Source organism: Streptomyces sp. ATLC9, assembly GCF_057196705.1.
On sequence record NZ_JBXUOY010000385.1, the window covers coordinates 1 to 3929 of the forward strand.

General features: G+C 74.1%; 6 protein-coding genes. 2 read left to right on the forward strand and 4 right to left on the reverse strand.

Going from position 1 to position 3929, the window contains the following annotated elements:
- Nucleotides 1-64: 64 nt before the first annotated feature.
- The 3 genes from AC2CJA_RS25090 to AC2CJA_RS25100 all read right to left on the reverse strand — a co-directional run bounded on the left by AC2CJA_RS25090 (nt 65) and on the right by AC2CJA_RS25100 (nt 2434).
- On the reverse strand, nt 65-1069 hold the full coding sequence (locus AC2CJA_RS25090) for a 2-hydroxyacid dehydrogenase (protein WP_484604963.1): 1005 nt from the start codon (nt 1067-1069) through the stop codon (nt 65-67).
- Between the two features lie 304 nt (nt 1070-1373).
- On the reverse strand, nt 1374-2111 hold the full coding sequence (locus AC2CJA_RS25095; protein WP_484604959.1) for a peptidoglycan-binding protein: 738 nt from the start codon (nt 2109-2111) through the stop codon (nt 1374-1376).
- Nucleotides 2111-2434, reverse strand: a complete 324-nt coding sequence (locus AC2CJA_RS25100; protein ID WP_484604960.1) for a hypothetical protein — start codon at nt 2432-2434, stop codon at nt 2111-2113. The genes AC2CJA_RS25095 and AC2CJA_RS25100 overlap by 1 nt, the downstream gene beginning before the upstream one ends.
- A 262-nt stretch (nt 2435-2696) precedes the next feature.
- Between AC2CJA_RS25100 and AC2CJA_RS25105 the strand changes: the two genes are divergently transcribed.
- Complete coding sequence (locus AC2CJA_RS25105) at nt 2697-3086, forward strand: DUF1330 domain-containing protein (RefSeq protein ID WP_484604961.1); 390 nt, start codon at nt 2697-2699, stop codon at nt 3084-3086.
- 252 nt (nt 3087-3338) lie between these two features.
- Nucleotides 3339-3545 (forward strand): hypothetical protein, encoded by a 207-nt coding sequence (locus AC2CJA_RS25110; protein WP_484604962.1) that lies wholly within the window; start codon nt 3339-3341, stop codon nt 3543-3545.
- Between the two features lie 106 nt (nt 3546-3651).
- Here the strand turns inward: AC2CJA_RS25110 and AC2CJA_RS25115 are convergent, their stop codons facing one another.
- Nucleotides 3652-3849, reverse strand: coding sequence for a DUF2795 domain-containing protein (locus AC2CJA_RS25115; protein ID WP_241717733.1), 198 nt, complete (start codon nt 3847-3849; stop codon nt 3652-3654).
- Nucleotides 3850-3929 lie beyond the last annotated feature (80 nt).

Below are 3929 nucleotides of genomic sequence, written 5' to 3' on the forward strand. Positions count from 1 at the left end.
GGCCCCGCGCACACCGGCCCGCCACGCGCCCGGACGGCCGCGGGCTGGCCGGCCCGGGGCCCGGTCAGCGCGGGGCGGGCGGGGGGACGAGGACGTTCTCGCCCGTGCGCCCGGCCAGATGGTCCTCGACGTTGGCGGCGGTGGCCTGGACGATCTGCCCCACCGCGTCGTGGGTGAAGTACGCCTGGTGGGAGCTGACCAGGACGTTGCGGAAGGTCATCAGCCGGGCGAGGATGTCGTCGGTCACCACGTCCAGCGAGCGGTCGAAGAAGAAGACCCCGGCCTCCTCCTCGTACACGTCCAGCCCCACCCCGTCCAGGCGGCCCTCGCGCAGCGTCTCCACCAGGGCGTGGGCGTCCATCAGACCGCCCCGGCTGGTGTTGATCAGGATCGCGTCCTCCTTCATCCTGCGCAGGGCGTCGCCGTCGACCACGTGGTACGTGTCGGGCAGCAGTGGCAGGTGAAGGCTGATCAGGTCGGACTCGGTGAACAGCCGGTCGTGGCCGACGTACTCCATGCCCAGGGCCAGGCACTCGGGGTTCTCCGCGATGTCGGACCCGAGCAGGCGCATGCCGAAGCCCGCGGCGATGCGGGCGAAGGCCGCGCCGATCTTCCCGGTGCCCAGGACTCCGGCGGTGCGGCCGTGGAAGTCGCGTCCCATCAGGCCGTTGAGCCGGAAGTCGAAGTCGCGGGTCCGGGTCACCGCGCGGGGCACCCGGCGGTTGACCGCCAGGGCCAGGGCCCAGGCGAACTCGGCCACCGAGTGGGGGGAGTAGTGCGACACGCGCGCCACCGACAGGCCCAGTTTCCGGGCCGCGTCCAGGTCGATGTTGTTGTAGCCGGTGGCACGCTGGGTGACCAGCCGGGTGCCGCCTTCGGCCAGGACGGTCAGCACCTCCTCGTCCAGCACGTCGTTGACGCTGCTGCACACCACCGCGCATCCGGCGGCCGTCGCGGCGGTGTCCCGGTCCAGGACCAGGTCCAGGCAGCGCAGGCGGTGCCGCCCGTCGAACGCCTTCTCCAGCAGGGGCCGCTCGTCGGCGACGACCCCGTAGGCGACGACGTCCACCGCCGCCTTCGCCTTCCCGGCCGTGCCCTCCGGCGTCTGCTCCACCGTGTTCCTCCCTCGTTCCGGGCCGCACCCGGTGTGCGTGCGTGTGCGACGCGCGTGCGTGCCTGTACGTGTCCGGCCGGCCGTGCGGGGCCGGCGGGGGGCACGGGATTCCGCACCCCAGCGGAACACGTCGCCCACAAGCCTTCCCCGGACGCCCGGCTCCGGCCCAGGGCCGAACGGGCCACCCGGCCCCGCCTGGGGCCGTAGCGCGCCGACGTCCGGGGAAGACCCGCGGCCGGGGGGGCCGGGCCACCGGTGTTCAGCCGAAGCATGCCTCCCAGGTCTCCGGGCCGACGACGCCGTCGACCGTCAGGTCGTGCCGCGCCTGGAAGCGCTCGCACACCTCCCTGGAGCGGGCGTCGTACCGCCCGTCCGTGCCGGGGGACCAGCCGCGCTCGCGCATCCGCCGCTGCCACAGCCCCACGGCGGGGTGCTCGGTGGCCGGCGGGTGGCTGAGGTAGACCCCGGGCCAGGCCGGGGGACCGGAGGCGGGTTCCAGCGAGCCGTCCAGAACGTAGGAGGACAGCCTGCCCGGGCAGGCCGTCGGCAGGTGGTCACTGTGCCGGTTGATCCCGCCGCCCGCACCGCCGATGTCGCGCAGATTGGCGATCGACCAGCGGAAGGCGTCCAGGAGTTCCCCGGTGACGGTGTCGTAGTCGGAGGGGGAGCCGCCGGTGAGCGCGCACACCGCGTACCAGTCCCGGTTGCCGGAGTCGGTGCCGTTGGCGGCGGTCCGCACCCACGGCCCGCGCCCTTCGTAGACGTGGCCGTGGACGCACACCAGGTAGGTGTAGGCGATGTCCGCCCAGCCGTTGCCGTCCATGTGGTGGTTCTGGATGCCGCGCACCTGGCCCGCGCACTCGCCGTGGTCGGCGCGGGCGGTACGGGTGCCGCCGACGTGGTGGACGGTGGTGCCGCCGTTGCCCGGTGTGATGCCGGAAGACCGGTTGGTGGGGGCGCGGGCCCCCCACTCCGAACGGGGGACGAAGACGGCCATCAGGCGCCCACCTCCTCTCCGCAGCACTCCACACCGGCGTTCAGGGGCTCATCGGGGGCGTCGTCGTCGGCGTCCTCGGGGTAGAGGGCGGCGGGGTGGTAGGGGTGGGTGACGGCCGGGAGCCGGTACTCGCCGGCCGCGGCCCCGGCGCCGAAGGCGCCCAGGGGCGGAAGTGCGGCGGCACCTGCCGCGACCGCCGCGGCGGTGCCGGTCAGACCCAGGAAGCCGCGCCGGGTCGGGCGGAGGGACGGGCCCGGCGAGGCGCCGGAGGACGGTCTGGGGGACGGCCTGGGGGACAGGCCGGAGGACTCTGAGGAGGACAAGGGGCTCTCCTGCCGCCGAGGGGTGGGAGGGGGAGGGGAGGGGACGAGAGCGGGCCCGTCCGCCGGAGTGCGCACAGGGGCCTACCCCCCGGCGTCCGGCGCAGGCTCGGCCGTACCGGTGAACAACACACCACAGCGCAGACCGACCAGACGGTATGCATCAGGCGACGGGGCGTCCAAGCTCCTTCCGACCCGCCGGCAGTACACCGGCACACCGGCACACCGGCACACCGACGCGCCGACACGGCGGCAAGGAGGATCCATGGCCATCGACCCCACGGGAGCCGACCTCAAGCGCATGCTGGCCGAGGACCCGGGAGGCCCGGTCGTCATGCTCAACCTGCTGCGCTTCGCCCCGGACGGCCGTTCCTCGTACAACGAGTACGCGCGGCACCTGGCGGACCGCTTCCTGGAGCGCTACGGCGCCGAGGTGCTCTACGCCGGCGACGGCACCACGGCCCTGGTCGCCGAGGACGGGCAGGAGTGGGACGCGGTGCTGCTCGTCCGCTACCCCAGCCGGGGGGCGTTCTGCCGCATGGTCGCCGATCCCGAGTACCAGCAGGTCACTGCCCTGCGCACCCGCGCGCTGACCGAGGCCGTGCTCCAGCCGGCCGTCCCGTGGAGCTCGCGGGGTTCCTCCCGGGCGGACTGACCGGCGGCCGGACCGCCCGTTCCCCGGCGCGGCCCGGCCCGGCCCGGCCGGGGCATGGCACCGTGGCAGCCGTGACGAGGGACGTGGCGACGAAGGACGAACTGCTCCGCGCGCTGGCGGGCCTGAACCGCCGCGGAGGCGGCGGAGGCGGACACGCATGCGACGCCCCCGAGCGGGTACGGCGTCCTACCGCACAGGAGATCGACGGCGGTCGCGGACGACCGCGTACGCCACGGAGCCGAGGAGGCCGTCATGACCACTCCCGAGGAGAACCGGCCGAAGACCGAGAAGACCGACCAGGTCGTCTTCGACGAGCAGGGCCAGGAGTCCGCCCGCCGCGCCGAGGAGGCCAACAGGGACCGCGGGAACGTCGGGCGGCAGCTGGAGGACGCCATGAACGAGGCCGGCGTGGACCGCGAGGACCTCACCGGCGAGAGGGGCGAGGGCGGGCGGAGCTAGCCGTACCGCACCGCGGACCCCGCACCGCACACGTCTTCGGGGGGGGCCCCGCGCGCGGTGGCGCCCCCCCCCCGAAGGGTGTCATGCGGGCGGAGCCGGACCGGACTCAGCCCTTGCCGAAGACCGCCCTGCTCACCTCGTCCGGTCCGTCGAAACGGTCCTTCTTCAGGGACGAGAGCTCTTCGACGACCTCCTTCTTCGCGCCCTTCTCCCTGGCGTTCCTCACCAGGGAATCGCGGTCGGCGGGGTAGTCCACGCCGCCCAGGGCCTTCTGCAGCTCGATCGGGTTGTTGATCTTCGCCATCGGATCCTCCTGTACGGGACCGCACGGGGCCGCACGACTCCACGTGCTGTGCGCGGTGTGGACGGCCGGGGTACCCCGGC

Bases quoted from the DNA above. Each gene is read 5' to 3' on its own strand.
- AC2CJA_RS25095 (WP_484604959.1), bottom strand. From the start codon at position 2,111: ATGGCCGTCTTCGTCCCCCGTTCGGAGTGGGGGGCCCGCGCCCCCACC.
- AC2CJA_RS25105 (WP_484604961.1), top strand. From the start codon at position 2,697: ATGGCCATCGACCCCACGGGAGCCGACCTCAAGCGCATGCTGGCCGAG.
- AC2CJA_RS25110 (WP_484604962.1), top strand. From the start codon at position 3,339: ATGACCACTCCCGAGGAGAACCGGCCGAAGACCGAGAAGACCGACCAG.
- AC2CJA_RS25115 (WP_241717733.1), bottom strand. From the start codon at position 3,849: ATGGCGAAGATCAACAACCCGATCGAGCTGCAGAAGGCCCTGGGCGGC.